Source organism: Variovorax sp. 01N425 (assembly GCF_056399465.1).
In genome coordinates, this window is record NZ_JBFTRJ010000007.1 from 326,236 (window position 1) to 351,734 (window position 25,499).

At 66.8% G+C, this 25,499-nt stretch carries 28 protein-coding genes; 6 read left to right on the forward strand and 22 right to left on the reverse strand.

From position 1 onward, the window contains the following. The first annotated feature begins 63 nt into the window (after positions 1 to 63). The 5 genes from flhB to AC1DSC_RS15315 are packed head-to-tail and all read left to right on the forward strand — an operon-like array spanning position 64 to position 7,255. Entirely contained in the window at positions 64 to 1,209 is a 1,146-nt protein-coding gene (gene flhB / locus AC1DSC_RS15295) for a flagellar biosynthesis protein FlhB (protein WP_018906397.1), read from the forward strand. Continuing rightward, the gene (gene flhA / locus AC1DSC_RS15300; RefSeq protein WP_015866915.1) at positions 1,206 to 3,299 is read left to right on the forward strand and encodes a flagellar biosynthesis protein FlhA; all 2,094 of its coding nucleotides are present in this window, start codon (positions 1,206 to 1,208) and stop codon (positions 3,297 to 3,299) included. Before flhB ends, flhA begins: the two co-directional genes overlap by 4 nt. Further along, positions 3,296 to 5,650: a flagellar biosynthesis GTPase FlhF gene (flhF, locus tag AC1DSC_RS15305; protein ID WP_369663416.1), complete on the forward strand. Its 2,355-nt coding sequence runs from the start codon at positions 3,296 to 3,298 to the stop codon at positions 5,648 to 5,650. The genes flhA and flhF overlap by 4 nt, the downstream gene beginning before the upstream one ends. Next, the gene (locus AC1DSC_RS15310; protein ID WP_015866917.1) at positions 5,647 to 6,549 is read left to right on the forward strand and encodes a MinD/ParA family ATP-binding protein; all 903 of its coding nucleotides are present in this window, start codon (positions 5,647 to 5,649) and stop codon (positions 6,547 to 6,549) included. Before flhF ends, AC1DSC_RS15310 begins: the two co-directional genes overlap by 4 nt. Beyond that, positions 6,524 to 7,255 (forward strand): RNA polymerase sigma factor FliA, encoded by a 732-nt coding sequence (locus AC1DSC_RS15315; protein WP_027730267.1) that lies wholly within the window; start codon positions 6,524 to 6,526, stop codon positions 7,253 to 7,255. The genes AC1DSC_RS15310 and AC1DSC_RS15315 overlap by 26 nt, the downstream gene beginning before the upstream one ends. A gap of 71 nt (positions 7,256 to 7,326) precedes the next feature. On the opposite strand, the gene AC1DSC_RS15320 is transcribed toward AC1DSC_RS15315, so the two are convergent. Continuing rightward, positions 7,327 to 7,695: a hypothetical protein gene (locus AC1DSC_RS15320; RefSeq protein WP_038107915.1), complete on the reverse strand. Its 369-nt coding sequence runs from the start codon at positions 7,693 to 7,695 to the stop codon at positions 7,327 to 7,329. A 15-nt stretch (positions 7,696 to 7,710) separates the two neighbouring features. Next, positions 7,711 to 8,190, reverse strand: a complete 480-nt coding sequence (locus AC1DSC_RS15325) for a hypothetical protein (RefSeq protein WP_369663417.1) — start codon at positions 8,188 to 8,190, stop codon at positions 7,711 to 7,713. Positions 8,191 to 8,459: 269 nt separating this feature from the next. On the opposite strand from AC1DSC_RS15325, the gene kdsA reads away from it, so the two are divergent. Beyond that, complete coding sequence (gene kdsA, locus AC1DSC_RS15330) at positions 8,460 to 9,311, forward strand: 3-deoxy-8-phosphooctulonate synthase (protein ID WP_369663418.1); 852 nt, start codon at positions 8,460 to 8,462, stop codon at positions 9,309 to 9,311. 112 nt (positions 9,312 to 9,423) lie between these two features. Here kdsA and AC1DSC_RS15335 read toward each other — a convergent pair whose 3' ends face one another. The 20 genes from AC1DSC_RS15335 to fliD all read right to left on the reverse strand — a co-directional run bounded on the left by AC1DSC_RS15335 (position 9,424) and on the right by fliD (position 25,467). Then, positions 9,424 to 9,837 (reverse strand): energy transducer TonB, encoded by a 414-nt coding sequence (locus AC1DSC_RS15335; protein ID WP_080642546.1) that lies wholly within the window; start codon positions 9,835 to 9,837, stop codon positions 9,424 to 9,426. 196 nt (positions 9,838 to 10,033) lie between these two features. Beyond that, positions 10,034 to 10,486 carry a VOC family protein gene (locus AC1DSC_RS15340; protein ID WP_369663420.1) on the reverse strand — a complete coding sequence of 151 codons (453 nt, stop codon included), beginning with the start codon at positions 10,484 to 10,486 and terminating at the stop codon, positions 10,034 to 10,036. 41 nt (positions 10,487 to 10,527) lie between these two features. Continuing rightward, positions 10,528 to 10,956, reverse strand: a complete 429-nt coding sequence (locus tag AC1DSC_RS15345) for a GNAT family N-acetyltransferase (protein WP_369663421.1) — start codon at positions 10,954 to 10,956, stop codon at positions 10,528 to 10,530. A gap of 36 nt (positions 10,957 to 10,992) precedes the next feature. Then, positions 10,993 to 11,532 (reverse strand): nucleotidyltransferase family protein, encoded by a 540-nt coding sequence (locus AC1DSC_RS15350; RefSeq protein WP_369664504.1) that lies wholly within the window; start codon positions 11,530 to 11,532, stop codon positions 10,993 to 10,995. 78 nt (positions 11,533 to 11,610) lie between these two features. Then, complete coding sequence (gene cheZ / locus AC1DSC_RS15355; protein ID WP_018906387.1) at positions 11,611 to 12,267, reverse strand: protein phosphatase CheZ; 657 nt, start codon at positions 12,265 to 12,267, stop codon at positions 11,611 to 11,613. Position 12,268: 1 nt separating this feature from the next. Continuing rightward, positions 12,269 to 12,664 (reverse strand): chemotaxis response regulator CheY, encoded by a 396-nt coding sequence (gene cheY / locus AC1DSC_RS15360; protein WP_026284205.1) that lies wholly within the window; start codon positions 12,662 to 12,664, stop codon positions 12,269 to 12,271. A gap of 29 nt (positions 12,665 to 12,693) precedes the next feature. Further along, complete coding sequence (locus AC1DSC_RS15365; RefSeq protein ID WP_369663422.1) at positions 12,694 to 13,776, reverse strand: protein-glutamate methylesterase/protein-glutamine glutaminase; 1,083 nt, start codon at positions 13,774 to 13,776, stop codon at positions 12,694 to 12,696. Next, complete coding sequence (gene cheD, locus AC1DSC_RS15370; RefSeq protein ID WP_369663423.1) at positions 13,773 to 14,426, reverse strand: chemoreceptor glutamine deamidase CheD; 654 nt, start codon at positions 14,424 to 14,426, stop codon at positions 13,773 to 13,775. The genes AC1DSC_RS15365 and cheD overlap by 4 nt, the downstream gene beginning before the upstream one ends. Continuing rightward, the gene (locus tag AC1DSC_RS15375; RefSeq protein WP_369663424.1) at positions 14,423 to 15,244 is read right to left on the reverse strand and encodes a CheR family methyltransferase; all 822 of its coding nucleotides are present in this window, start codon (positions 15,242 to 15,244) and stop codon (positions 14,423 to 14,425) included. The genes cheD and AC1DSC_RS15375 overlap by 4 nt, the downstream gene beginning before the upstream one ends. 12 nt (positions 15,245 to 15,256) lie before the next feature. Then, entirely contained in the window at positions 15,257 to 16,573 is a 1,317-nt protein-coding gene (locus AC1DSC_RS15380; RefSeq protein WP_369663425.1) for an EAL and HDOD domain-containing protein, read from the reverse strand. A gap of 36 nt (positions 16,574 to 16,609) precedes the next feature. After that, the gene (gene cheA, locus AC1DSC_RS15385; protein WP_369663426.1) at positions 16,610 to 18,658 is read right to left on the reverse strand and encodes a chemotaxis protein CheA; all 2,049 of its coding nucleotides are present in this window, start codon (positions 18,656 to 18,658) and stop codon (positions 16,610 to 16,612) included. A gap of 43 nt (positions 18,659 to 18,701) precedes the next feature. Continuing rightward, positions 18,702 to 19,649 (reverse strand): flagellar motor protein MotB, encoded by a 948-nt coding sequence (motB, locus tag AC1DSC_RS15390; RefSeq protein WP_015866931.1) that lies wholly within the window; start codon positions 19,647 to 19,649, stop codon positions 18,702 to 18,704. Between the two features lie 18 nt (positions 19,650 to 19,667). Continuing rightward, on the reverse strand, positions 19,668 to 20,528 hold the full coding sequence (motA, locus tag AC1DSC_RS15395; protein WP_015866932.1) for a flagellar motor stator protein MotA: 861 nt from the start codon (positions 20,526 to 20,528) through the stop codon (positions 19,668 to 19,670). Between the two features lie 63 nt (positions 20,529 to 20,591). Beyond that, positions 20,592 to 21,200 carry a flagellar transcriptional regulator FlhC gene (flhC, locus tag AC1DSC_RS15400; RefSeq protein ID WP_018906380.1) on the reverse strand — a complete coding sequence of 203 codons (609 nt, stop codon included), beginning with the start codon at positions 21,198 to 21,200 and terminating at the stop codon, positions 20,592 to 20,594. Further along, positions 21,197 to 21,535: a flagellar transcriptional regulator FlhD gene (flhD, locus tag AC1DSC_RS15405; RefSeq protein ID WP_026284204.1), complete on the reverse strand. Its 339-nt coding sequence runs from the start codon at positions 21,533 to 21,535 to the stop codon at positions 21,197 to 21,199. Before flhD ends, flhC begins: the two co-directional genes overlap by 4 nt. A gap of 201 nt (positions 21,536 to 21,736) precedes the next feature. Then, a complete protein-coding gene (locus AC1DSC_RS15410; protein ID WP_015866935.1) occupies positions 21,737 to 22,030 on the reverse strand; it encodes an EscU/YscU/HrcU family type III secretion system export apparatus switch protein in 294 nt (97 codons plus the stop codon). Beyond that, on the reverse strand, positions 22,027 to 23,187 hold the full coding sequence (gene fliK, locus AC1DSC_RS15415; RefSeq protein WP_369663427.1) for a flagellar hook-length control protein FliK: 1,161 nt from the start codon (positions 23,185 to 23,187) through the stop codon (positions 22,027 to 22,029). Before fliK ends, AC1DSC_RS15410 begins: the two co-directional genes overlap by 4 nt. Before the next feature lie 24 nt (positions 23,188 to 23,211). Further along, positions 23,212 to 23,541, reverse strand: a complete 330-nt coding sequence (locus AC1DSC_RS15420) for a flagellar protein FliT (RefSeq protein WP_230537932.1) — start codon at positions 23,539 to 23,541, stop codon at positions 23,212 to 23,214. A 31-nt stretch (positions 23,542 to 23,572) separates the two neighbouring features. Continuing rightward, positions 23,573 to 23,995, reverse strand: coding sequence for a flagellar export chaperone FliS (gene fliS, locus AC1DSC_RS15425; RefSeq protein ID WP_015866938.1), 423 nt, complete (start codon positions 23,993 to 23,995; stop codon positions 23,573 to 23,575). A gap of 23 nt (positions 23,996 to 24,018) precedes the next feature. Further along, positions 24,019 to 25,467 carry a flagellar filament capping protein FliD gene (fliD, locus tag AC1DSC_RS15430; protein ID WP_436287905.1) on the reverse strand — a complete coding sequence of 483 codons (1,449 nt, stop codon included), beginning with the start codon at positions 25,465 to 25,467 and terminating at the stop codon, positions 24,019 to 24,021. Positions 25,468 to 25,499 lie beyond the last annotated feature (32 nt).

Sequence of the window (25,499 nt, forward strand, 5' to 3'; positions counted from 1 at the left end):
GCTCCCAAACCAACAATCAGCCATGAGCAGGCGTGCTGTCGCCAACGCTCGCCCGGAGCATCAATGGCTGAAGAAAGCGACCTCGAAAAAACCGAACCCGCCTCACCGCAGCGCCTCGAAAAGGCCCGCGAGCAAGGGGACGTGGCGCGGTCGCGCGAATTGGCGACCTTCGTGCTGCTGGGCACTGCCGTGGCCGGCCTGTGGCTCACGGCCGATTCGCTCGGCGCCACGCTGCGCGGCGCGCTGGCCCAGGGCCTGCACTTCGACCGCGCCGCAGCGTTCGACCCCGCCCACATGCTGGCGCGTGCCGGGCTCATGGGCCAGCAGGCGCTGCTCGCGCTCGTGCCGCTGTTCGGCATGATGCTGGTGGCGGCCGTGGCGGCGCCGCTGATGCTCGGCGGCTGGCTGCTCTCGGCCAAGGCCCTGGCGCCCAAGTTCAGCAAGCTCGATCCGGTGGCCGGCGTGGGCCGCATGTTTTCGGCGCAGGCGCTGTCGGAGCTGTTCAAGGCGCTCGCCAAGTCGCTGCTGATCGGCGGCGTGGCCTGGCTGGTGATCATGGGCAACGTGGACGAAGTCTCCGCGCTCATGGCGCAATCGGAGCGCGCCGCGCTGCCGCAGATGATCGTGCTGGTGGCGCACAACTGCGCGCTGATCGCCTCCGCGCTGTTCCTGGTGGCGCTGGTCGACGTTCCCTACCAGCTGTGGAGCTACCACCGCAAGCTGCGCATGTCGCGCGAAGACCTGCGCCAGGAACACAAGGAGAGCGAGGGCGATCCGCACATCAAGGCGCAGATCCGCCGCCAGCAGCAGCAGATGGCGCGCCGGCGGATGATGTCCGAGGTGCCCAAGGCCGACATCGTGGTGACCAACCCCACGCACTTTGCGGTGGCGCTCAAGTATGTGGACCACGACATGCGCGCGCCGCGCGTGGTGGCCAAGGGCAGCGACCTGATGGCCGCGCGCATCCGCGAGATCGCGCGCGAGAACAACGTGGCAATCCTCGAGGCGCCGCCGCTCACGCGTGCGCTCTTCAAGCACACCCGGCTCGGCGACGAGATCCCGGCCGGCCTCTACACCGCGGTGGCCGAGGTGCTGGCCTGGGTCTACCAGCTCAAGCGCTGGCAAAGCGAAGGCGGCGAAGCGCCGCGCACGCCGGCCGACCTGCCGATTCCTGAATCGCTCGAATATTCACCGAAGGCCGCCGCATGAACGCCATGGCCACCCTCACGCGCCTGCAGTCGCAACTGTTCTCCGGCAGCCAGTGGAAGGGCCTTGCCGGCCCCATCCTGATCGTGCTGATCCTGAGCATGATGGTGCTGCCGCTGCCGCCCTTCCTGCTCGACCTGCTGTTCACCTTCAACATCGCGATGTCGGTGATGGTGCTGCTGGTGAGCATGTACACCATGAAGGCGTTGGACTTCGCGGCCTTTCCGGCCGTGCTGCTGTTCTCCACGCTGCTGCGCCTGTCGCTCAACGTGGCCTCCACGCGCGTGGTGCTGATGCACGGCCACACCGGGCCGGACGCGGCGGGCAAGGTGATCGAGGCCTTCGGCCACTTCCTGGTGGGCGGCAACTTTGCCGTGGGCGTGATGGTGTTCATCATCCTGGTGCTGATCAACTTCATGGTGATCACCAAGGGCGCGGGACGCATCGCCGAGGTCGGCGCGCGCTTCATGCTCGACGCGATGCCGGGCAAGCAGATGGCGATCGACGCCGACCTGAACGCCGGCCTGATCGGCGAGGAGGTGGCGCGCAAGCGCCGCCAGGAAGTCGCGCAGGAAGCCGACTTCTACGGCTCGATGGACGGCGCCAGCAAGTTCGTGCGCGGCGACGCGATTGCCGGCCTGCTGATCATGGTGATCAACATCATCGGCGGCCTGGTGGTCGGCATGCTGCAGCACGGGCTGGACTTCGGCACCGCGGGCACGACCTACACGCTGCTGGCCATCGGCGACGGCCTGGTGGCGCAGATTCCGGCGCTGGTGATCTCGACCGCCGCGGGCGTGATCGTCTCGCGCGTCACCACCGACGAAGACGTGGGCCGGCAGCTGACCGGCCAGCTGTTCTCCAATCCGCAGGTGCTCTTTCTGACGGCCGGCCTGATCGGGCTGATGGGGATGATCCCCGGCATGCCGAACCTGGCCTTCCTGCTGATCGCGGGCAGCCTCGCGTGGCTGGGCCGGCGCATGCTCAAGCGCGCGCCGCAGGCCACGGCCGAACAGGCCGCCGCAGCCCAGGCCGCGGCCATGCCGTCGGCCGAGGCACCCGAGGCGACCTGGGACGACGTGGCGCTGGTCGACCCGCTCGGCATGGAGGTCGGCTACCGGCTGATCCCGCTGGTGGACCAGACCCAGAACGGCGAGCTGCTGGGCCGCATCAAGAGCATCCGCAAGAAGGTGGCCCAGGAGATCGGTTTCCTGGCGCCGGTGGTGCACATCCGCGACAACCTGGAGATCCCGCCCAACACCTACGTGATCAGCCTGAAGGGCGTGGAGATCGGCCGCGGCGAGGCCTTCCCCAACCAGTGGATGGCCATCAACCCCGGCCAGGTGAGCGGCACGCTGCCCGGCACGCCGACGCAGGACCCCGCCTTCCACCTGCCCGCGGTGTGGATCGACGCCAGCCTGCGCCAGGAAGCGCAGGTGCTCGGCTACACGGTGGTCGATGCCTGCACGGTGATGGCCACGCACCTGAACCACCTGATCCAGACCCATGCCGCCGAATTGCTCGGCCGCCAGGAAGTGCAGCAGCTGCTCGACCAGATCGGCAAGACCGCGCCCAAGCTCACCGAGGATCTGGTGCCCAAGGTCATCTCGCTGAGCACGCTGCACAAGGTGCTGCAGAACCTGCTCGACGAAGAGGTGCCGATCCGCGACATGCGCACCATCCTCGACGTGATGGCCGAGCATGCGCCCACCGTCAAGGACGCGGCCGAGCTCACCTCGCTCACGCGCCTGGCGCTCGGCCGCGCGATCACGCAGCAGCTGTTCCCGGGCGATTCCGAGCTGCAGGTGATCGGCCTGGACAGCGCGCTCGACAGCGTGCTGCAGCAGGCGCTCACCAACAACAACGGCATCGAGCCGGGCCTGGCCAACAGCCTGATGCAGCAGACCCGCGCCGCCATCGCGCGCCAGGAGCAGCTGGGCCTGGCGCCGGTGCTGGTCGTCCAGCATTCGCTGCGCGTGCTGCTCTCGCGCTTCCTGCGCCGCAGCTTCCGCCAGCTCAAGGTTCTCTCGCATGCAGAGATTCCTGACACCCGCAACATCAAGATCACCGCCACCATCGGAGGAAGAGTTTGAACATCCCGACAGACGTCCGCACCAGCGCGCGCAAGTTCGTCGCGCCCACCAGCCGGGAAGCACTGCGCCTGGCGCGCCAGTCGCTCGGCGACGAAGCCATCGTGCTGACCAACCGCGTGACCGCCGAAGGCGTGGAGATCGTGGCCATGGTGCAGGAGGATGTGGAAGGCGTGCGTGCGAGCGCCGCTGCCGCGCCGCCGGCGCCCCAGCCATTGCCGGCAGCCATGGCCGCTCCGGCGCCCGCCAATACTCCCATCGCAGCGCCTGCCGCTGTCCCCGCGCCCCTGGCCGCGGACAGCGTGCTCGGCGAACTCCATTCGATGCGCTGCATGATCGAGGAGCAGCTGGCCGGCGTGGCCTGGAACGAGAAGCAGCGGCGCGACCCGATGCGCGGGCGCCTGCTGCGCACGCTGCTGGGCGCCGGCTTCAGCGCCCGCCTCTCCAAGGCCATGCTGGAGCACCTGCCCACGGGCCAGAGCTATGCCCAGGGCATGGCCTTCGTGCGCTCCGAGCTGATCCGCACGCTGCCGGTTCACGAGGACGAGGACGCGCTGCTGGCGCAGGGCGGCGTCTATGCGCTGATGGGCCCTACCGGCGTCGGCAAGACCACCACCACGGCCAAGCTCGCGGCGCGCTGCGTGATGCGCTTCGGCGCCGACAAGCTCGCGCTCGTCACCACCGACAGCTACCGCATCGGCGCCTACGAGCAGCTGCGCATCTATGGCCAGATCCTCAACGTGCCGGTCTACGCCGTGAAGGACACGGCCGACCTGCACCTGGTGCTGCAGGACCTGCAGGGCAAGCACATGGTGCTGATCGACACCGTCGGCATGAGCCAGCGCGACCGCGCCGTGTCCGACCAGATCGCCATGCTCTGCAACAGCCAGCGGCCCGTGAAGCGGCTGCTGCTGCTCAACGCCACGAGCCACGGCGACACGCTCAACGAGGTGGTGCACGCCTACCGCCACGGCAGCGGCAGCGATCTCGCGGGCTGCATCTTCACCAAGGTGGACGAGGCCACGCACCCCGGCGCGCTGATCGACACCGTGATCCGCCACCGCCTGCCGGTGCACTACGTCTCGAGCGGCCAGAAGGTGCCCGAGAACCTGATGCGCGCCGACCGCGCCCAGCTGGTGGACAGCGCCTTCCAGGCCAACAGCCGCAGCGCGCTGTTCGTGCCCGGCGAAGGCGACCTGCAGGACGGATCGGCGAATGCCGAGGCCTCCGCAGCTCACGCGGAGGCCGAACGCCAGCGGCTGCAGTACCGCCAGCTGATCCGCGCCATGGCGCACGACGCGCAGGAAGTGGCCGCCGCGGCGTCGGCACTCGCGGCCGCGCCGCTCGGCTTCGAGCAGGCGCGCACGCTCTGGCGGATGGCCGCCGACGAGGACGTCGGCCACAAGGCGGTGCTGCAGGCGCTCATGGCGCATGCCGCGAGCGAGATTGCCGCAAGCTGCGACACCCACGTGCTGGCGCTCAGCGGCCAGGTCGGGCTCAAGTCCGACGAAGGCGGCGACGCCTACCAGTGCCAGGGCAGCCTGCTGCTGTCCGACCGCGGCGGGCAGCCGCTCTCGGCGCCCAACCAATGGCTTTCCACCGCCGCGACCCGCAGCGCCGCCGACCCCACGCGCAAGCCCGGCGTGCGGCAGGTGCAGTGGCTGCGCCAGCAGGACTTCGGCAAGGCCGTGGTGCACATGCTGCCGCGGCTGCCCGCGGCCGAGCTCATGCTGCAGTGGCAGGTGCAGCGCCAGCAATGGATGGCGCGCGCGCCGGGCTCCACGGCCGTGACCGATCCGCGCACCGGCGAATACGCCACGCTGACCGGCCTGGACTTCAGTTTCGGCGAGGCGCGCGCCGTGGTCTTCAAGGGCCGTGCCGCGCTGCAGTCGGTGGCCGAGGCGCGGGTCACGCTGCGCACCGACGGCGGCCTGCCCGGCCTGCGCTGCATTGCCACGCGCCTGACCGATGCGCGCAGCCACAAGGTGCTGGCGCAGAGCTATGCGCTCACCAACATCGGCCGCGACATCGGGCCGCAGCAGCTCGCGCAGTGGCAGGGCTGGGCCGCCGAGGCCGAGCCCTGCCTGCGCCTGCTGCGCCAGGGCCTCTCGGTGCTGGGCGGGCTTGGCGAGGCGGGCGATCCGCACATGATGAAGCGCCTGCTCATCGCCGGCCAGGTGACCACCACCGTCTGGCGCCTGCAGCAGGCCGGCGGCGACTGGGCCGGCCGCACCCGCGCGCTGCTGTCGCAGCTGACCGGCCGTCCCGCGCGGCCCGGCCGCCCCGTGTCGGGCAACGTGCTGTATGCCGGCGTGGGCAAGCTGTTCTTCCTGCTGGAGGCGCTGGACACGTGAGCAAGCTGGTGTCGGATCAAGCCGATGGGCTGCGGCGGCTGCTTGCGCAGTCGTCGGCGCGCATCATCGCGATCGCAAGCATGGGCAACCGCCCCGGCGCCACCACGGCGGCCATGAACCTGGGCGCCGCGCTGGCCCACATGGGCAAGGACGTGCTGCTGCTCGACGAGCACAGGCCGGGACCGGATACGGCGTGCGCCGCATGGGCCGCCGATCCGCTCGGAACGCTGGCCGACGTCGCATCGCAGCGGCTGACCTGCGAGGGCGCCGCCGCGCGCACCGAGTGCGGCGTGCATGTGCTGCCGGCGCCGCTCGGCGGCCAGCCCGACCACACCGACCCGCGCCTGCTGTGGGACGGCAGCATGATCCTGGTCGACGCGGCGCTCGACGCCGTCGGCAACCTGTCGCCGCTCGCGCGGCTGGCGGACGAGCTGGTGGTGGTGCTGCAGCCCCACCCGGCCTCCATCACCGCCACCTATTCGGGCATCAAGCGGCTGCACTACGCGCACGCGCTCAGGCAGCTTCGCCTGCTGGTCAATGGCGTGGCCGACCCCGAGGCCGCGCGCCAGACCATGGCCAACCTGGTCGACACCGGCAGCCGCTACCTGGCGGTTTCCATACAGCCGGCCGGCTGGGTCCGCGCCGACCCGCACATGGCCGATGCCAGGCGCCTCGCCCGCACCGTGGTCGAGGCCTTCCCGGCCAGCCCGGCGGCGGTGGATTTCCGCGTCATCGCCGCCGCTGTTGCGCAGTGGCCCTGGCGTCCGGCCGTGCGGCCGCAGGACACCCGGACCGCGCTCTGGCGGCCCGAGGCGTTGGCATCGGAGCCCGTGGCGGCACAAGAGCAAGAGACGGAAGACGAAAGGGACGGCCGTGTACACCGCGCAGGGAACCTTTGAGAAGTCCCACCTGCTGAAGCAGCACCAGCCGATGGTGCGCCGCATGGCGCTCCAGATGCTGGCCAAGCTGCCCGCCAGCGTGGAGCTCGACGACCTGATCCAGGCCGGCATGATCGGCCTGCTCGACGCTTCCACGCGCTACCAGGACAACCGCGGCGCGCAGTTCGAAACCTTCGCCAGCCAGCGCATCCGCGGCGCCATGCTCGACGAACTGCGCGCGAGCGACTGGGGCTCGCGCGGCCTGCGCCAGTCGGCGCGCAAGGTCGAACAAGCCATCCAGGCGCTGGAGCACCGGCTCGGCCGCTCCGCCAGCGAAGGAGAGATCGCCCGGGAACTGAAGATGGAGCTGGACGACTACCAGTCGCTGCTGCAGGACATCCAGGGCTGCCAGCTGCTCTACGTGGAAGACTTCGCACAGGATGGGGAATCAGAAAACCCCTGGCTCGAGCGCCAGGCACAGGCCGACGCCCGGCTCGGCGGCGACGATCCGCTCGCGCAGCTGCTCGAAGCGGGTTTCCGCCATGAGCTTGTCGATGCGATTGCCGCGCTGCCCGAACGCGACCAGCTGCTGCTGAACCTGTACTACGAGGAAGAGCTGAACCTGCGAGAGATCGGCGCGATCCTGGAAGTGACGCAGTCGCGCGTGTGCCAGCTGCACAGCCAGGCGATCAGCAGGTTACGGGCGAAGTTGAAGGATTCGCTTTAGGGGTCGGACCGGACGCGGAGCGCTCCGAAACGGATTCTCGCCGGCGTGAGAGGTCGCACTGCCCGACCGTATCAGTAGGCGTACGGAGAGACCTGCACAAACGGGTCGGCCTGGACTCTAAAACCATATGGCGCTGGGACGGTGTTGTCGAAGCGGCCAGTAAACAGGTTCGCAGCCGCGAACTCAATGAATCTCCCGCGCTTGTCATTGATGACCCTGGCGCCGGGACAGCCCAACAGGCTTAGATGAATAACCGGTTGAAGCTGCGTTGAACAATAAACACTGACGGCAACGTCGCCGCTCATCGGCCGCACCGTTAGCTCAAGGCGTAGTTCTTGACGATGAACAACATAGTGAAACGAGACCCCGTACTCTTCTTCATCTGGAGCTACTCCGAGAAGTTCAAGGAATTCGACTGGCTCCCACACAAGTTCTGACATGACAAATCCGGCAGGCTATGGGGCGTTCTGCGGTGTAGCGACTATCCATTCTGCCGTCACAGCGCCATCGCCGTACATCAACAGGTCGACCACATTGTCGAGACTCACAAACCGAAAGTGACGCGGCATGCTTCGCGCTAGCCCAATGGTCTGGAAGTCTGTGAATGACGCCAACCACTGCGAGTTCTTGACCTCCAAGAGCGGGAATGCGTAGCCGTCCCATCTTCCCTCAAGCCGGGGAATCTCGGCTGCCGGCATCGCCTCCCATGGGTGGGCGAACTCGGTGTGGGACATGCATGCCATGACGCTATCAAAGCGGACCAGGAGATCCCGCGCTGAAGCGCCGCGAATGTTCGAAAAACTGAGTCGGACCGTGTGACCACCGGGTTCCGTGCACAGCACGATGTAAGCGCATGGAGCAACCACATCCCTGACCGGCGTGAAGCGAATGTAGGTTTCTTGCATTGGGGATACGTAGATCGCTTTGTTGGTCATTGGACAGTGCTTGGCCCGCGGATCGAGGATTTAGCCGCTTCGATCATGGGGCCCCATTCGCGTCAAAACGCTGCAGAAGGTCGACCACCGACGGTTCGACCGAAGGCGCTTTGACAGCACACGCAGATATCGCCATGGCCCGATGATATTCACAAGGCGATGGGCCGGAAGGTCCGACTCTGGCGACTGCAGCCATTGGGGCCAAAAGCGTGATTTTGTGGGCGCCCTCAGAGCGCGAGAATGTTGACAGCACTACAGGAGAACTTTTCTTGACGACCATCGCCATCACCCCCGCAATCAACGTCAGCAACGGCCAGGGCTTTGTCCTGTTTGGCGGCGTGAACGTACTCGAGTCGAAGGACATGGCCCTGCGTACTGCGGCGGAATACGTCCGAGTCACGCGGAAGCTTGGCATCCCATATGTTTTCAAGGCAAGTTTCGACAAGGCGAATCGCTCGTCTATCCATTCCTTCCGAGGGCCCGGATTGGAAGAGGGCTTGAAAATCTTCGAGGCCGTCAAGGCGGAGTTCGGCGTGCCTCTTCTCACCGACGTTCACGAACCGTGGCAGGCAGATCCTGTTGCCGAAGTCGTGGACGTTTTACAGCTACCTGCGTTTCTCGCTCGCCAGACCGACTTGGTGGTCGCGCTTGCCAAGACCGGCAAAGTCATCAACGTCAAGAAACCTCAGTTCCTGAGCCCGCCGCAGGTGCTCAACATCGTGGAGAAAATCAGGGAGGCAGGAAGCTCCCCCGTCATCCTGTGCGACCGTGGCACTTGTTTCGGCTACGACAATCTTGTGGTGGACATGCTTGGATTCGGTGCGATGAAGAAGGTCACCGGGAATCTGCCGGTCATCTTCGACGTTACCCATGCCCTCCAGCAACGTGACGCGAACGCCGCCGTCTCTGGCGGGAGACGGGAGCAAGTGGCTGAACTGGCGCGCGCGGGCCTGGCCGTAGGTTTGGCGGGCCTCTTTCTTGAAGCTCATCCTGACCCAGCGCAGGCTAAATGCGACGGTCCCAGCGCTCTGCCGCTGGACCAGTTGGAGCCTTTTCTGGCGCAGTTGAAGGCATTGGACGACTTGGTGAAATCGTTCTCGCCCCTGCATATCCGCGCCTGAGCGATGCATCGCAATCCGATGGATCCGCATTGGAAAGCTAACCATCAACGGGCAAGTTCGAACCGTGAGCAGGTTCAAGACATCGCCTGCCATCAAATGCCACGCCAGCTCCTCAACAGTCCAACGGGCTGAGGCCCCGGCATTGCGCAGAAGCCTTGACGTTGATTGGTAACAACGTGGTGACCGGTATCGTCGCTCCTGCCTCGCGGTAGGGAATGAACTTGGCACCAACGAGCGCTCGCGCTGCTGCGCTATCGAGCACGGCGCTGCCGCTGCTGGTGACCAGCGATGTTTTGCGCACAGTGCCGCGCTCGTCCACGTGCACCCGCAGCACAGCGGTTCCGTTAGGCATCGGGTCATTCGTGTTTTGCCGGGGCATTCTGAGTTGCAGTGGCTCGGCCAAGCGAAGCTGGCTCGGCGACACGGTCTTGTCTGGCCACGCGTCGGTCGCGCTGGAAGAGGCGCAACCTTCTATGCCGATCGCGCAACATAAAAGCGCAGCAACCGCAAGAATTCTCATATGCATGTTTCTGTGTTCGTTATCTGAGTGTTGGCACTTGGCTGAACGCGGCTCGTTAGCTGACGGCTACCCGCTCTGAGAATCGCGTGCGATGCGGACCGGTTTGCACGCCTCACACCGCCAGACGATCACCCCATCCATATACGTGGCGCTCATCTACATTCAAACGGCACCTGACGTTGGCGGCCGCTTGATGGCAGGTCTATGCGCCAGCCCCGCCTCCACCAAGCTGCTCGGCAAGCCCGACGATGATGCCCTCTGGCCCGCGGATGTAGGCCAGCCGGTAGCTGTCTCCATACTGCATTTCGCCGATGATCTCGGCCGCGTGGGCGCGCATGCGCGCGACGACGCTGTCGATGTCATCGACCGCGAACATGATGCGGCGGATGCCCAGCGTGTTCACCGGTTGATTCACAGGACCAAACCTGATCGCATTGGGCGTGTGGAACTTGTCCAGCTCGATGCCCTGTCCATCGGGCGTCCGCAACATCGCCAGGGTGGCGCGGACATCCTTGAGCCCGATCAGTTGTCCGACCAAGGGCCCGTCCACTGTTGTTTCGCCCTCGAGCTTGAGGCCCAGTTCGATGAAGAACGCCTTGGTCGCTTCAAGGTCGTCGACAACGATAAGGACGTTGTCCATGCGTTTAAGCGTCATATCCTTCCTCTCCTGACTTTGAATGCAGGCGTTCGGAGCCGCTATGGTTCCAGCGCTTTCTTCATGTACGCCATGTAGAAGCCCTGAATGCAGTCGTCGATGCGCCCGAACTCTTCGTATCCCTGCTTGAGGTAGAACGCGCGGGCCTGCCATTCGAATGTGTTCAGCGTCGCGTTGCGGGCGCCCAGCTCGCGGGCTTTGTGTTCTGCCATGGCGAGCAGCCTGCGGCCCACGCCCTGGCGCCTCGCTGCATCGTCCACAAACAGCAACTCCACGTTCAGCCATTGCAGGAATACAAACCCGCGCAGGCCACCTACGAGCGCGCCGTCCTGGTCCTTCGCGCTGACCCAGACCGGCTGCACCTGTCCGTATTCGCCGACAAACCGGTAGTTGAACTGCCGCATGCGGCGACCCAATTCGCCCGAGTGCACTTCCTCGGCCGTGGGGGTGTAGATCTCGAAGTTGCTCATGGGTGGAAAGCCGGCTGCTGGCCGCATTCTGTCCCTTCAGCCCATCTCGACCAAAAGCCGCGGCCATCGCTCGCCGAACCGTTTTGCCGCAACCCGCTGCCGGTAGGTCGCAAGGCTTGCACGCAGGGGGTTGTGCCGGACGCGCAGCGCGAACAGGTCGTCGAGTCCATGCGGCGCGACGACGCCCAGCGATCCGTCCTCGTTCAGCCAGACACCGACGCAGGTGGCAAATTCCGGCCAGGTTGCAACGCCTTCTTCCAGCGACGCGAGAGGAGGCACCACCTGGCCGAGGGCGGCGGCGAACCAGCGGTGCACGCCGGCCTGATTCGTCACTTCCCAATTGAAGCCTGGCATGGCCGAACGAAGCTGGTTTTCAAGGCCGGCATCCTGCTCCGGACTGGCCTCCACGTCGAAGTAGACGACATCCAGGTCTTCGACGGCCGAGCGCCGCTCGAACCCGTGAAGGGTGTCCCACACCAGGGACCGGATGGCGCCGGCGCCAATGCACCAGGACCGCAGCCCGAGCGAGCGGACCGCCCGCAGTGCGGCCATCAACTCGTCCGATGCGGCCACCATGGCGGCAAGCCTCTGCACATGGTCTGCCTTGGGGCTGGAAGTCATGCCCCGATGGTAAGCCGGCCGCCCCGCGCAGCCTCAGAACCCGAGGCTCTCCAGCAGGTCGTCGACCTGCGCCTGGCCCGTGACGGCCTCCGGGTTGCCGGGCACCACCTGCGGGCCGTTCTGCAGGCTGCCGGCTTCGGCCTCGTGGCGCTTCTCGGCGTGCTTGTCGAGGTGCGAGTTGTCGATCAGCACCTGCAGCAGCTGCGTCTCGACGTCGTTGACCACTTCCATCATCTTCTTGATGACCTGGCCCGTGAGGTCCTGGAAGTCCTGCGCCATCAGGATCTCGATCAGCTGCGTGTTGATGGCACCGGCCTTCTGCGGCACGTCCTGCAGGTAGCCGCGCGTGTCCATCACGAGCTGACGTGCATGGTCCAGCTCGACCGGGTTCGCAAACCATTCGTCCCAGCGCCGGCTCAGGCCCTTGGCGTTGCTTGCAAGGTCTTCCTGCAGCGGCTGGGCCAGGTCGATGGCGTTGAGCGCACGGTGCGCCGCCCGCTCGGTCATGGAGGCGATGTAGCCCAGGCGATCGCGCGCATCGGGAATGGCCTGCGCGGCCTTGGCGACCTGCTTGTCCAGCCCCAGTTCGCGCAGGCCTTCGCGCAATTGCCGGGTCAGGTGCCCGATGCGCCCGAGCAACTCTTCGGCCGTGTTCCCGTGCTCCGCGGGTTCGAGCGCAGCGTGTGTCATGTCAGGCCGCCTCTTTCTGGAGCTTCTCGAAGATCTTGGTGATCTTTTCCTCGAGCGTGGCCGCCGTGAAGGGCTTGACCACGTAGCCGTTGGCGCCGGCCTGCGCGGCCGCGATGATGTTTTCCTTCTTGGCCTCGGCCGTGACCATCAGCACCGGCAGCTTGGCCAGCTCGGGGTCGGCGCGGATGGTCTGCAGCATGGTGAGGCCGTCCATGTTGGGCATGTTCCAGTCCGACACCACAAAGCCGAAGTTGCCGCCGCGCAGCTTCTCGATGCCGGCCGCGCCGTCTTCGGCCTCGTCGACGTTGAGGAACTCGAGTTCCTTCAGCAGGTTGCGCACGATGCGCCGCATGGTCGGGAAGTCGTCCACGACCAAAATTTTGATGCTCTTGTCAATCACGATTCTTCAACTCCAACAGTTCGTTTTCAAACCCGGTTCGTGCGTTCGCCGAAGGTGCGCAGATGGGCCAGCACGCGGCGTCCCATCTCTGCCAGCGGCGCCACTTCATCGGCCGCGCCCAATGCGATGGCCTCGCGCGGCATGCCGAAGACCACGCAGCTGGCCTCGTCCTGCGCAAAGGTGTAGGCGCCGGCCTGCTTCATGCGCAGCAGGCCTTCGGCGCCGTCCCGGCCCATGCCCGTGAGGATCATTCCGATCGCGTTCTTGCCGGCGTGCCTGGCGGCCGAATCGAACAGCACGTCGATCGAGGGGCGGTGGCGGTTCACCGGCGGCTCCTGGTCGAGCTGCGCCACATAGTTGGCGCCGCTTCGCCCGAGCGACAGGTGAAAGCCGCCAGGCGCGATGTAGGCGTAGCCCGGCAGCACGCGTTCGCCATGCTCGGCTTCCTTCACGGTGATGCGGCACAGGCCGTTCAGGCGCTGCGCGAACGAGCGCGTGAAGCCGGCCGGCATGTGCTGCGCAATGAGCACCGCGGGCGCATCGGGCGGCAGCGGCAGCAGCACCTCGCGGATGGCCTCGGTGCCGCCGGTGGAGGCGCCGATGATGATGAGCTTCTCGGTGCTCAGCAGCGGGCTGCGCAGCAGCGGCTCCTGCGGGTTGCTGTCCGCCGCGCCCTTGGCCGAGGCGCCGTGCCGGCCCGGCAGCAGCCGCGCCGCGGCGGCCGTGCGGATCTTGCCGGCGATGAGCTCGGTGTATTGCAAGAGGCCGTCGCGCACGCCGAGCCGCGGCTTGGTCACGAAATCGATCGCGCCCAGCTCCAGCGCGCGCAGCGCAATCTCCGAGCCGCGCTCGGTCAGCGACGACACCATGACCACCGGCATCGGCCGCAGGCGCATGAGCTTCTCGAGGAATTCGAGGCCGTCCATGCGAGGCATCTCGACGTCGAGCGTGAGCACGTCGGGGTTCGTCACCTTGATGAGGTCGCGCGCCTGCAGCGGATCGGCTGCGGTGCCGACCACCGTCATGTCGGCCTGGCTGTTGATGATCTCGGTCATCACGCTGCGGATCAGCGCCGAGTCGTCGACGCAAAGTACCTTGATTTTCTTCATGCGATCCAGCTTCCCTTGCCATATGCGGCGGACCATTTGCGCAGCAGTTCGCCCTCGTCGCGCTGGACCGCCTGGATGTCGACCGGCGCGCGCAGCTTGCGCACCACGGCCTTGCCGCTCTCCGGCAGCAGGCACACGCGGCGCGCATGCAGGCCGCGCAGGTCCTGCGCAGCGACGGCGATGCGCTGCTTCTCGAGGTAGCGCAGGACAAAGTCGGCATTGCGCCCGCCGATGTTGAGCATGGTCATGTTCGCCAGCACCGCGGCGCCGCCAAAGACCTTGGCCTTGAGCCGCTCGCGGCGTGCGCCCGCGCGCAGCAGCTCGGCGATCAGCACGTCCATCGCATGCGCGCCGTAGCGCATGGCGCCGGCCTGCTCGCGCGAGCCCGCCTCGGCGTCGTCGGGCAGCATGAAGTGGTTCATGCCCGCCACGCCCGCCTCCACGTCGGTGATGCAGGCCGCCACGCAGGAGCCCAGCACCGTGGTCAACAGCACACCGGCATCGGTCACGTAGTACTCCGCCGGCAGCAGCTTGACCGCGGCGCAATCGAAGTCGCGGTCGAAGTAGTGATGCGTGGCCACCGAACCCGGCACGGCCGCGGGCAGGAAGCCCTTCTGCGCAGCAAGGTTCGTGTTCGCATTCGTGTTCATGTACGCGCCTTGCCCAGCGCGTACACCGTCTGCCCGACCGTCTTGAAGCTCTGGTTGACCAGCGAGGCGTTCTCCGAATGCCCTGCGAACAGCAGCCCGTTCGGCTTGAGCAGCGGCATGAAGCGGTCGAGCAGCTTCTTCTGCGTGGGCTTGTCGAAATAGATCATCACGTTGCGGCAGAAGATCGCATCCACCGGCTCCTTCACGGGCCACGACGCATCGAGCAGGTTGAGCCGCGAGAACTTGACCATGGCGGCCACCTCGGGACGCACCCGCACCTTGCCGGCGTTCGCGCCGGTGCCCTTGTTGAAGAAGCGCCGCAGGCGCTCGGTGGACATGCGGTTGACCTGCTCCATCGTGAAGACGCCGGCCGACGCGCGGGCCAGCACCGCGGTGTCGATGTCGGTGGCAATCACGCGCGCTGCGCTCGCACGCTCGCCGAGCGCCTCCATCAGCGTGATCGCGATCGAATAGGGCTCCTCGCCCGTCGATGCGGCTGCGCACCAGACGGTGGGCGGCTGGGTGCACTTGCGCGCCAGTTCCGCAAGCACCGGAAAGTGGTGCGCCTCGCGGAAGAACGAGGTCAGGTTGGTGGTCAGCGAGTTGATGAACAGCTGCCACTCCTGGCCGTCGCGGCTGTCTTCCAGCATGGCCAGGTAGGCCGAGAATTCGGGCAGCCCGAGCTCGCGCAACCGGCGCGAGAGCCGGCTGTACACCATCTGCCGCTTGTGCTCGCCCAGCGCGATGCCGGCGCGCCGGTGGATGAGCGTGCGAATGCGCGAAAAATCGCCGTCGGTGAAAAGGAATTCGGAAGTCATGCGCGCATCTCGCTAGGCGGCTTCGGCCGGGATCACGTCCTGCGACCAGGCCAGTGCCGACAAATGCGCGGCATTCACCTGGCTCGCGCTCAGGAGCAGCGCCTCCGCCAGGCGCGCCGCCTCGCCGGTGTCCATCTCGCAGGCCTCGGCCAGCGAGAGAAAGGGGCCGTACACGCCGCCGCGCGTGAGGATGGCCTGCTGGACCGAATCGGACAGCTGCACCTTGTTGAGCACCTCCTGCATCGGAATGCCCAGCAGCTGGTCGATCAGCGAGAACATGCCGACCACGAACAGGTTGTCCGACTCGCCCCGCGGCAGCATGATCTCGCCCATCAGTTCGACGAAGCGGCCGCGCATGATGGCCTTCTTCATCATGAAGGGCGGGCTGCCCATGGGGTTGCTGGTGGCCAGCAGCAGCGAGAGCCAGCGGAACAGCGGCGAATAGCCGAGCATCGTCACCGCATGGTGCAGCGAATGGATCTCGACGCCGGCCCCCACGGCCGGCGAGTTCATGTGGCGCAGCAGCCGGTAGGTGAGCGCGGCATCGCGCTTGAGGGCGGCCTCGATCTCGCGCAGGTCCTCGTTGCGCTGGATCATCTGCAAGAGCCGCATGATCAGCACCGATTCGGGCTGCAGCGCATGGCTGCCGGTGCTTGCCGCAGGCGGCGGCGGCAGGCCGCAGCTCGCGTCGGCGAACACGTCGACGCGGCGGGCGGCGCAGGCTTCGAAGTCTTTCCACGAGGCCATGCGCGTGGCGATCGGCTGGATCGGCATGTGGTCGGGCAGCTCCTTGCCGCGCGCGGCCGCCACCAGCAGGGGATCGCCGGCACCCACGTCGAAATGGCTCACCAGGCCGAGCAGTTCGGGATCTTCGGGCAGCGCCTTGGCGCGGCACAGCATGAAGCTGAACCCCTGCTCGTGCAGGAAGTGCAGTATCGGCCGCAGCTCCTCGTTGGCCAGGTCGCCGAGCTCCACGCACAGCACGGTGTACTCGGGCGGCAGCGACTGCAGCGCGCCCAGCGCGAGCAATTCGGCATTCACGTCGAAGAACAGTTCGCTGCGCCCCAGCCGCCATGGCGTGTCCGGCGGGTTGAGGTGCTCGGTCACGCAGGCCACGAGCGACTTGAACTGGCTGATCGCATCCGGCGCTTCTTCGGGCCTGGCGGCCGCGCGCCAGGCGAGCCTGTAGCCTGCGACGCGCTTGTGCGCATCGAGCAGCAAGGTGTAGGCCACAAAGCCCTCTGCATTGCGCGGCATCGCCAGGCCTTGGGCCGTTTCGGCTGCGGGCGTTTCCTCGGCCGCGCTGCGCCGGAAAAAATCAAAACGCATTGCATCGTCTCCGTGGGGTTGTCTCTGTCGTATCCGTCAGGCCGCGACCGGCTCCGTGCGCGCCGCGCGGGCCAGCACGGTGGCGCGCTCCACGTGCGCGCGCTGGATGCGCGGCATGGCATCGACGTCGATGATGAAAGCCACGCTGCCGTCGCCCAGGATCGTCGCGGCCGAAATGCCCGGCACCTTGCGGTAGTTGGTCTCCAGGTTCTTGACCACCACCTGGTGCTGGCCGAGCAGCTCGTCCACCAGCAGCGCGAAGCGCGTCTCGCCGGCCTGCACGATCACCAATATCCCCTGGGTCGGATCGGTCTGCGCGCCGGCCACATCGAACACGCCGTGCAGCTCGATCAGCGGCAGGTACTCGCCGCGCACCTTGATCACATGGCCGTCGCTGGTGATCGAATGCAGGTGCTCGGTGCGCGGCTGCAGCGACTCGATCACGTAGCTCAGCGGCAGGATGTAGGCCTCGCTGCCCACCTTGACCGACATGCCGTTGAGGATGGCCAGCGTGAGCGGCAGCACGATGCGGGTGGTGGTGCCCCAGCCCTCGCGCGAACTGATCTCCACGTGCCCGCCCATCTCCTGGATGTTGCGCTTGACCACGTCCATGCCAACGCCGCGGCCCGAGATGTCGGTGACCTGCTCGGCCGTGGAGAAGCCGGGCGCGAAGATCAGCTGCCACACCTCGTCGTCGGGCATGGTGTCGGTCACGGGCAGGCCCTGCTGCATGGCCTTGGCGAGGATCTTCTGGCGGTTGAGGCCCGCGCCGTCGTCGCTGACCTCGATCACGATGTTGCCGCCATGGTGCTGCGCCGACAGCAGCAGCTGCCCTTCGGCTTCCTTGCCCTTGGCGATGCGCTGCGCGGGCGTCTCGATGCCGTGGTCCAGGCTGTTGCGCACCAGGTGCGTGAGCGGATCGATGATGCGCTCGATCAGGCCCTTGTCGAGCTCGGTTTCCTTGCCGAAGGTGTCCAGGCGCACTTCCTTGCCGAGCTTGGCGCTGACGTCGCGGATCACGCGCGGGAAGCGGCTGAACACATAGTCCATCGGCATCATGCGGATCGACATCACCGATTCCTGCAGGTCGCGCGCGTTGCGCTCCAGGTGGCCGAGGCCGCTCAGAAAGCGCTCGCATTCCACCGGGTCGAGCATGGTGGCGGCCTGCGTGAGCATCGATTGCGTGATCACCAGCTCGCCCACCAGGTTGATGAGCTGGTCGACCTTTTCCACGTCGACGCGGATCGAACTCGAATCCTTGGCGCCTGCTGCGGCGGCCGAAGCGGAGGCCGCCCTGGGCGCCGCGCTGGCCGTCGGCGCGGCCGGCTGTGGTGCCGCGGCCGCCGGTGCGGCCGGCGCCGCTGCAATGGGCGCGGCCGCAGGAGCCGCATCGCCGCCCGCGGGCTCGGCCGTGATCTCGATCTGCGACTCGTCGATGACGAAGCAGCACACGGCCACGATGTCGTCGGGCGCGCAGCTGGTGTCGAGCAGCACCGTGAGCTGGTCGCCGCTGCGCGTGCGCGACAGCAGCTTGCCGAGGTTGCCGAGCTCGTCGGCGAGCAACTCGCATTCGCTGTCGGACAGGCGCGAGAACCGGATGCGCAGCGCCCCGCCCGGCGCGGGCACCGCGGCAGCGGCAGCAACGGGCACGGCGGCGGGCGCGGGCACAGGCGCGGGTGCAGGCGCCGCCTGGGCTCCGTCGCTCTCCAGCGCCAGCTGGCGCAGCACCTCGCAGATGTGCGCCACGCGCTCGGGGTCGGGTTCGTTCTCGGCCTGGTAGGCAATCAGTTGTTCTTGCAAGGCGTCCTTCGTTTCCAGGAATGAATCGATCATCGAGCGGCTCAGCGTCAGCTGGCCGTGGCGCGCGCGGTCCAGCAGGGTTTCCAGAAGATGGGTGGTGTCGGTCAGCGCAACGAAGCCGAAGGTGGCCGCGCCGCCCTTGATCGAATGCGCGGCACGGAAGATGGCGTTGAGCTGCTCGCTGTCGGGCGCCTCGGCGTCCAGTTCGAGAAGCAGCTGCTCCATCTGCGCCAGAAGCTCGACGGCTTCGACAAAAAATGCCTGTGTGAACTGACTGAGATCCATCGTTGCTCCGAACCGGCGTGCATGCGTGCCGGCGTCAATGTCTTTAGGGGTGCGTGGCTGCCGGCGACCCTTTGACGGTCACCTTGAGGTTGTCGGTGGGCGCGGAAAGCAGTGGCGGCGGCGAAGCCTTCGCCCTTGCCGGCAGGATGGCGCCGGCACCGCCACCGCCGCTGTTCTCGTTCTCGATCTGCTGCTGGGTGCGGTGGTTCAGCAGGATGATGCTGATGCGCCGGTTGATCGGGTTGCGCGGATTGCTGCGGTCCAGGTGCATGCTGTCGGCCAGGCCGACCACGCGCAGCACCTTGTTCTCGGCCATGCCGCCCATCACCAGCTCGCGCCGCGAGGCGTTGGCCCGGTCGGCCGACAGCTCCCAGTTGCCGTAGGAGCGGTCGCCGTTGCTGTAGACGAAGGCATCGGTGTGGCCCGACAGCGTGATCTTGTTGGGCAGCTCGTTGAGCGTGGGGCCGAGCTCGCGCAGGATGGCGCGCATGTGCGGCACCACCTGCGCACTGGCCAGATCGAACATCGGGCGGTTCTCGTTGTCCACGATCTGCAGGCGCAGGCCCTCGGTCGTGATGTCGATCAGGATCTGCGAGCGGAACTGGCGGAACACCGGGCTGTTCTCGATGAGCTTGTCCAGCCGCTCCTTCATGCTGGCCAGGCGGTCCGCATCGGCGTCGTCCTCGGCGTCGGCGCGCTGCACCTCGCCGTCGGCCCGCGTGCTCGGGTCCATGCCGCCGCCGGGCACCACGCTGATGCTGGTGCTGCTCTTCTCGCCGCCGCTGAGCGCCACCTTCAGCGGCATGCGGAAGTGCTCGGCGATGCCCTCGCGTTGCTTCGGCGAGGTATTGGACAAGAGCCACATCACGAGGAAGAACGCCATCATGGCGGTCATGAAGTCGGCATAGGCGATCTTCCAGCCGCCGCCGTGCCCGCCGCCCCCATGGGCGGCCACGCGCCTGACCACGACCCTGTGCTTTTCGGTGCTCATGACGATGCGCCGCGCCGCTCAGCGCGCCTTGACTTCGCGCACGTGGCTGTCCAGCTCGGTGAAGCTGGGCCGCTCGGTCGAGAACAGCACCTTGCGGCCGAACTCCACCGCCAGCTGCGGCGCATAGCCGTTGAGGCTCGCGAGCAGCGTGACCTTGGTGCACTGGTACAGCTTCATGCCCTCGGACACCTTCTGGTCGATCAGCGAAGCCAGCGGCGAGACAAAGCCGTAGGCCAGCAGCACGCCAAGGAAGGTGCCCACCATGGCGTGCGCGATGAGCGCGCCCATTTCCGAGGGCGGCAAATCGGCCGAGCCCAGCGCATGCACCACGCCCATCACGGCCGCGACGATGCCCAGCGCAGGCAGCGCATCGCTCACGCGCGAGAGGCTGTGCACGGGCATCTCGGCCTCGTGCTTGATGGTCTCGATCTCGTGGTCCATGAGCGCCTCGATCTCGAACGCATCGGTGTTGCCGCTGATGACCAGGCGCAGGTAGTCGCACAGGAACTCCATCACGCCGGCATCGGCCAGGATCTCGGGGTAGCGGCGGAAGATCTCGCTTTGCGCCGGGTCCTCCACGTCGGACTCCAGCTTCATCATCCCTTCCTTGCGCGCCTTGGCCAGCAGCTCGTAGAGCAGCGCGAGCAGGTCCAGGTAGAGCTGCCGGTTGTGCTTGGACGAGCGCAAGAGCAGCGGCAGCTCCTTGAGCGTGGCCTTGATCGTCTTGCCGTTGTTGCCGGCCAGGAAGGCGCCCAGCGCGGCGCCGCCGATCATCAGCAGCTCGACCGGCTGGAACAGCACGCCGAAGTGCCCGCCCATGAGCGCATAGCCGCCGAAGACGGCGCCAACCACCACCAGATACCCAACCAAAAGGAGCACGCGCTTCCCCTATTGCCCTTGAGGCGTCGATTCAAAAGCCCTGCCCGGCGGGCAGGGTCCGTGTCAGTGGAGGCCCGCGCCGCCCGGCGCCGCCTCCACGCCAAAACCCATGCCTTCGATGCCGAGCGCGCCGGCCTCGCCATCGGCGCCGCGCTTGGCGCCGCGCGCCTTGCCCGCGCGCGACGGCGGCCTGCAGAGCACGCACACGTAGCCGCTCTTGTGGTCGTGCGCATGCGCGACGAACTGGCCCGAGCAGCGGCAGCAGGTGCTCAGCTGCAGCATGTCGCTGTCGAAAAAACGCACCATCGTGTAGGCGCGCGTGAAATCCAGAATTGGCTCGCTGTCCTGGGCTGCAATTTGCTGCAAATAAAGCTTGTAGCTTTTAATCAATATCCAGACTTTTTCTTCGTCCGAATGAATTTTCATGAATTGATACATGTTGTAAAACATTGACGAATGGATATTCGCCAGCCACGTCATATACCAATCGGTTGAAAAGGGAAGCAATCCCTTGGGCGGTGAAACCCCCTTGATTTCCTTGTAGAGGCGGATCAGCCGCTCGCGGCTCAGGCCCACCTCCGACTCCAGGAACTGCAGGCGGGCGCCCAGCTGGATCAGCTGGATCGCGAGCTGCACTTCCCGCACCTCGCCCAGCACGCTCTTGCGCGTCATGCCGGCACCGCTGCTTTTCGGGTCTGCAGGCTCCGTGCCGACATCAGGATCGACATGTGTGCTTGTTGCAGCATCGTGTCCTTACCTTCGCCAACCACCGCCGACATCGAGGCGTGTTCGTCGAGCCTGAAACTGCACAGCAGGAAGTTCGACGCCGCCAGCTTGACGATCTGCGCCAGCGACATGCCGGCCAGCATGTCGGCCAGTTCGCTGCTCACGCCGAGCCTAAACATCGCCGCCACGCGGTCCTGCTTGACCAGTTTCTGCGCCAGCAGCATGTAGGCGAGATTGATGTCGCCGATTTCCCGGGAGATTTCGCCGTTGGCTACGCTCATCACGTTATCCGTTTCCAAAATGCACTCCGTTCAGTCATGTCCTGATTGGATTATTCACAATATTTAACACTTGTAACCTTCTGCACTACTCAAACTGTAAACAGGGCTACAAGTACATGTAAGCTTTTGTTGCAATAGCACGACGGGGCTTCCGTCGCTGCGACCAGTTCTCAAAAAAGATGTGAATCTAATGACAAAGCATTAATCGAATCGCCCTGCCGCCTGGCCCCTGCCGTTCTCGATTCCGTGGATCCATGCCATGACCTCGGCCACCGCCAGATAGAGCTGCGGCGGAATCTGCCGATCGAGGTCCACCTGCATCAGCAACCGGATCAGGTCCGGCGAGGCGTGCACGTAGACACCGTTCTCGCGCGCCTGCCGCAGGATCGATTCCGCCGTCACGCCATAGCCTTTGGCCACGACCACCGGCGCCTTTGCGGTGTCGGCATGGGACAGCGCCACTGCGCTCTGGCGCGGTTGCGCGGGGGTCGTCATGCAGTGCGCTCCATGGCGGTGATCTGCAGGTCCTGCAGCCGCAGGCCCGCGGCCGCGAGGCGCGGTGCCAGTTCGCCGCCGTCGCTGCGCAGCCGGGCCAGCGTCGCGGCCTCGCGTGCGGCCAGGTGCGCCTGGACCATTTCGCCCGCAAGGCTCAGGCGAAGATCCACCGCCCCCAGCTTCGGCAGCGTGAGCGACACCGTGGTCGTCCAACGGCGCAGGGGCGCGCCGCCGCCGTCGCCGCGGCCTTCGGGCGCATCGCCGGGCTGCCCGGTTTCTTCGTGGATCGACCACGCCATCGGCACATCGGGCCAGGCCTGGCCGCTCCAGCGGAACACGGCGGTGGCCAGCAGGTCGAGCTGCTGGTGCACCAGCGCGGCGGTCTGCGGATGGATCAGCTCGGCCGCGGCCGGCGCTGCCGCGCGCGCCGGCGCATTGGCCGCATCGGTTTCGCCGGCGCCGAGGCCGGCCATGCGCGCCTCGCCGGACAGCGCGGCCATCGCGGCGATCGCGGCCATGTGGCTGGCCGAGGCAACCGCGGCCTGGTGGATCTGGGCGGCCGGCGCGGCGCCAGCGGGCTGGGCCACAGCGGGTTGGGCCATCGCCGTCGGCTGCGCCCGAGAGGTGCCAGGCCCGGCCGGCTGCTGAAGCATCGGCAGCGGCTGCGTCAGCCGAACCTGCGGCTCCTCGGCCAGCTGCGACAGCGTGCGCAGCCCCATGGCGAATTCGAGCAGATGCGATTCGTAGAACAGCCCGCTGCCGCTCACCGATCGTCCCAGCGCGGCCGCGAGCACGGCGCCGGACGGAGCTTCCTGCGGCGACGCCCACAGCGGCGCCGCACCGCGCACCGGCTCCGGTTCGGCATGCAGGTCCGCCAGCACGGCGCCGATGACGCGTGCCGCCGCCGACCACCGCGTGTCGATCGAGGGCGGCGCATCGGCGCGCGGCAGTGCGGGCGCGGCGCCAGTGTCAAGGCGCGTTTCGAGCGGCGCATGGGACGGCAGCCGGACATCGTTCTTGATCTTCTGGATCTCGGCCATCGGCCCGACCGGCATGCTCGTGCCGACCTCGGTCTGCAGCACGGCGAGGTCCGGCCGCGCCGAAGAAAGCTTCGAGGCAAGCAGCGCATCGACGGCAGGTCCGATCGGTCTGTTCATGGCTTCGGGTGCAGCGTCCGGCGATCAGTGCGGCAGGCCGTAGGCCTTGCCAAGATCGCTGCGGTTCTGCAGCTGGGCCATCTTGGCCACCAGGCGCTCCAGCTGCGGCTTGACCAGCGCGCACACCTCGTCCTGGTCGGCGTGGATGCGCGCGATCAGTCCGCGCACCTGTTCCAGCTGCGCGGCATCGAGCGACACCGCGCCCACGGCCTTGAGCCGGTCGACCAGCTGCGCACAGCGGGCTTCGAGCTCGGGCAGCCGGTCCCATTCCCTCGCGCGGGCCAGCGAAGCCATGAGCGACATGGCCGAGGCGAGCTCGCCATAGCAGTGGACGACTTCGTGGCGGACTGGCACGGCCTGCGCTTCCAGTGCGGCGGGGTTGGGATCAATTGCCGGCACTGGCGCCGCCGATCTCGCGCCATGCGGACGCGACGTTCTCGAGCAATGCCTCGGCCTCGTCGAGTGCCTTGGGCTCGTTGTGCAGGTTGGCATAGAGCAGCCGGCGAATGACGTAGTCGTACAGCGCCGAGAGATTGCCCACCAGCTCGGCGCCGGCCGCGCCCGCGGCCTTGGCATCGAGGGCGGCCTTCAGGCCGTTGTCGACGATGCTCACGGCCTTGGAGATCGCGTTGCCCTTGGCGGCCATGTCGCCGGTGGCCATGTGGTGGCGGGCCATGCCGATGCTGGTGACGACGCCGTCGAACAGCATGACGATGAGCTGGTGCGGTGACGCGCTCATGGTGCGCGTCTCCATGCCGACGTGCGCATACGCGCTGGCGCCGGTCCTGAAGGTGTGGGGGGTGTACATGACTGCTTGCTCCGCTGGAATGGCTACTTGCTGCTGCTTTGCATGCTCGCGAATTGCTGTGTGAGATAGCTGCTGGTCCGGTTCATCTGGCTCATGAGCAGGTCGAGCTGGGTGAACTGCGTGCGATAGCGCTCCACCTTGGCGTCGACCCGCGTCTTCATGTCGGCGTACTGCTCGTCGAGCTGCTTGAGCGAGGCGGTCATGCCATCGGACGCGACCTTGAGCGCGCCGCCGGTGGAGGTGAGGTCGTCCACCAGCGCGCTCAGCTGCTTGCCGTAGCCGGCGGTGCTGCCGGTGGCGCTCGCGAACAGCCCCGAGACGCCCGCCAGGTTGCTGGCCAGGACCGACTTGAGCTTGGTCGAATCGACCGCCATGGTGCCGTCCTTCTGGAAGGCGACGCCGATCTCGGACAGCACCTTCATGTCGTCGGGGCCGCCGGCCTGCGGCGTGGTGAGCGCCTGCCGGATGCGCGTCTGCAGGTTGCGCAGCGTCGAATCGCCGACGAGCGCGGCGCCGGTCTTGGAGTCCTGGTTGTAGGCGGTCAGCGTGTTGGCCGTGGCCTGCAGGCTGTTGTAGGCCTTGACGAAATCGTTGATGGCCGTCTCCACCGCGGCCGTGTCGGCCTGGGTCGAGAGGCTGCTGCTGCCGGTCTTGAGCAGCGTCAGCGTGGTGCCCTGGATGGCTTCCTTGACGGTGTTGCTCGCGCTGGTCACGGCAATGCCGTTGACGCTGAGCTTGGCGTTCTGCCCCGCCACCGTCTGCCGCAGGTTCTGCGTGCCCGCGGGATCGTTGTTCAGCAGGTTCTGCAGCGCTGCATCGCCCGCCACCGAGACGCGCATGCTCGAGGCCTCGCCGGTCTGCGAGGAGGTCAGCACCAGCCGGTTGGGCGTGCCGCTGCCGTCGTTCACGATGCTGGCCGAGACACCGGCCTTGGCGGCGTTGATGGCGTCGCGGATGCCCGCCAGCGTGTTGTTGCTGCTGTCGATGGTGATCGGCACGGCGGTGCGGGTGGCGTCCTTGGTGAAGCCGGAGCCGCTGTAGGTGCCGGTGGCCGCATCGAGCGTGCCGCCCGTGATGGCGCCGAAATCGATGGTGATGGTTCCGCTGCCGATGGCCGCGGTGGTGCTCGCCTGGCCCGCCGCCACCAGCGACTGCGGCTGCGCGAGCTGCGTCACCTCGACGGCATAGGTGCCGGCCGCGGCCGTGCCTGCGGCTGCCGCGGTCAGCACGTCGGTTGCGCTGGAGACGGCCTTCACGCCCTGGAACAGCGCCGGGTCCGAGAGCTTCTTGGCCGCGGCCTGCAGCGTGCCCAGCGAGCTTTGCAGCGTGCCGTAGGCCGAGAGCTTGCTCGTGTAGCTCACCTGGCGCTGCTGCAGCGCCACCAGCGGCTGGCTCTCCGCCGTCTGCAGCTGCGAGAGCAAGGTGCTCAGGTCGAGGTTGGAGCCCACGCCCAGGCTGCTGATCGATGCCATGTTGAAATTTCCTGATGTCTGTGAATGAGAAG

Coding starts and splice junctions, on each gene's coding strand:
- AC1DSC_RS15380 (WP_369663425.1), bottom strand. CDS start 16,573: ATGCGTTTTGATTTTTTCCGGCGCAGCGCGGCCGAGGAAACGCCCGCA.
- flhB (WP_018906397.1), top strand. CDS start 64: ATGGCTGAAGAAAGCGACCTCGAAAAAACCGAACCCGCCTCACCGCAG.
- cheA (WP_369663426.1), bottom strand. CDS start 18,658: ATGGATCTCAGTCAGTTCACACAGGCATTTTTTGTCGAAGCCGTCGAG.
- AC1DSC_RS15410 (WP_015866935.1), bottom strand. CDS start 22,030: ATGACGACCCCCGCGCAACCGCGCCAGAGCGCAGTGGCGCTGTCCCAT.
- fliK (WP_369663427.1), bottom strand. CDS start 23,187: ATGAACAGACCGATCGGACCTGCCGTCGATGCGCTGCTTGCCTCGAAG.
- AC1DSC_RS15345 (WP_369663421.1), bottom strand. CDS start 10,956: ATGAGCAACTTCGAGATCTACACCCCCACGGCCGAGGAAGTGCACTCG.
- AC1DSC_RS15325 (WP_369663417.1), bottom strand. CDS start 8,190: ATGACCAACAAAGCGATCTACGTATCCCCAATGCAAGAAACCTACATT.
- AC1DSC_RS15335 (WP_080642546.1), bottom strand. CDS start 9,837: ATGCATATGAGAATTCTTGCGGTTGCTGCGCTTTTATGTTGCGCGATC.
- flhD (WP_026284204.1), bottom strand. CDS start 21,535: ATGAGCGTAGCCAACGGCGAAATCTCCCGGGAAATCGGCGACATCAAT.
- AC1DSC_RS15320 (WP_038107915.1), bottom strand. CDS start 7,695: ATGTCAGAACTTGTGTGGGAGCCAGTCGAATTCCTTGAACTTCTCGGA.
- fliS (WP_015866938.1), bottom strand. CDS start 23,995: ATGTACACCCCCCACACCTTCAGGACCGGCGCCAGCGCGTATGCGCAC.
- motB (WP_015866931.1), bottom strand. CDS start 19,649: ATGAGCACCGAAAAGCACAGGGTCGTGGTCAGGCGCGTGGCCGCCCAT.
- flhC (WP_018906380.1), bottom strand. CDS start 21,200: ATGACGCGCAAGAGCGTGCTGGGCGAGGTGCGGGAAGTGCAGCTCGCG.
- flhA (WP_015866915.1), top strand. CDS start 1,206: ATGAACGCCATGGCCACCCTCACGCGCCTGCAGTCGCAACTGTTCTCC.
- cheZ (WP_018906387.1), bottom strand. CDS start 12,267: ATGACACACGCTGCGCTCGAACCCGCGGAGCACGGGAACACGGCCGAA.
- cheD (WP_369663423.1), bottom strand. CDS start 14,426: ATGAACACGAATGCGAACACGAACCTTGCTGCGCAGAAGGGCTTCCTG.
- AC1DSC_RS15350 (WP_369664504.1), bottom strand. CDS start 11,532: ATGGTGGCCGCATCGGACGAGTTGATGGCCGCACTGCGGGCGGTCCGC.
- AC1DSC_RS15365 (WP_369663422.1), bottom strand. CDS start 13,776: ATGAAGAAAATCAAGGTACTTTGCGTCGACGACTCGGCGCTGATCCGC.
- fliD (WP_436287905.1), bottom strand. CDS start 25,467: ATGGCATCGATCAGCAGCCTGGGCGTGGGCTCCAACCTCGACCTGAGC.
- AC1DSC_RS15340 (WP_369663420.1), bottom strand. CDS start 10,486: ATGACGCTTAAACGCATGGACAACGTCCTTATCGTTGTCGACGACCTT.
- AC1DSC_RS15375 (WP_369663424.1), bottom strand. CDS start 15,244: ATGACTTCCGAATTCCTTTTCACCGACGGCGATTTTTCGCGCATTCGC.